The organism is Kitasatospora sp. NPDC001683 (assembly GCF_053596495.1).
Map to the genome: position 1 here is coordinate 1 of NZ_JBSFGK010000234.1, position 1,231 is coordinate 1,231.

A 1,231-nucleotide genomic window follows, 5' to 3' on the forward strand; every position below is an offset into this window, starting at 1 on the left:
GCCGTCGGCGAAGCGGACGGCCTCGCGGACGTGGCGCACCCAGTAGTCGGGGGTCGTGAAGTCCCCGTCCAGGGCACCGGTCAGGTTGGAGACCAGCGGGATCGACGGGGCGTTGTAGGTGAGCCCGCTGAGGACCTCGCGGAAGTCTTCCAGCATCGGGTCCATCAGCGGCGAGTGGAAGGCGTGCGAGACGCGCAGGCGGTTCGTCTTGCGGTCGGCGTAGTGGGCCTCGATGGCGGCGACGGCCTCCTCCGTCCCCGAGACGACGATCGAGCGCGGGCCGTTGACCGCCGCGATCGACACGAAGTCGCCCAGCAGCGGCAGGACTTCGTCCTCCGTCGCCTGCACGGCCAGCATCGCACCACCCACAGGAAGCGCCTGCATCAGCCGGCCGCGGGCGCTCACCAGCGCACACGCATCGGCGAGCGAGAACACCCCGGCCACGTACGCCGCGGCCACCTCACCGATCGAGTGCCCCGCCACGAACTCGGCGCGGACGCCCAGCGACTCGACGAGGCGGTAGAGCGCCACCTCAACGGCGAACAACCCGGCCTGGGCGTAGACGGTCCGGTTCAGCAGTTCCTGGTCCTCGCCCCACACGATGCTTCGGAGGGGCCGGTCGAGGTGCTCGTCCAGTGCTGCGCAGACGGCGTCGAAGGCGTCGGCGAACACCGGGAAGCGGGCATGCAACTCCTCTCCCATGCCGAGCCGTTGCGATCCCTGACCGGAGAAGAGGAACGCACTCTTGCCTTCGGCGGCCGCGCCCCGGGCGAGCTCGACGCCGTCCACGAGCACCGCGCGGTGCGGGAACGCCGTCCGCCCGGCCAGGGTGAACGCCACATCAGCAGCGGGGAGTTCACCGAGCTCCGCGAGTCGCGCGACCTGGGCGTCCAGCGCCGCTTCGGACTTGGCGGATACCACCCAGGGCATCGCTCCCACCACCGCGGCGTCCTGCACGGCCTCTGGCTCACCCTGTTCCAGGATGACGTGGGCGTTGGTCCCGCTGATCCCGAAGGACGACACACCCGCGCGACGCGCGTGACCGGTGGCCGGCCAGTCCGTGCACTCGGTGAGCAGCTCGACGGCGCCGGCCGTCCAGTCGACGTGCGACGAGGGCGCGTCCACGTGCAGCGTGCGCGGCAGCACGCCGTGCTGCATCGCCAACACCATCTTGATCACGCCCGCGACGCCGGCCGCCGCCTGCGCGTGCCCGATGTTCGACTTGATCGAG

1 protein-coding gene is annotated in these 1,231 nt (G+C 71.1%); it reads right to left on the reverse strand.

From position 1 onward, the window contains the following. Window positions 1-1,231, reverse strand: a 1,231-nt coding sequence (locus ACWCYO_RS40685; protein ID WP_449787049.1) for an acyltransferase domain-containing protein, incomplete at both ends; no start/stop codon positions are given.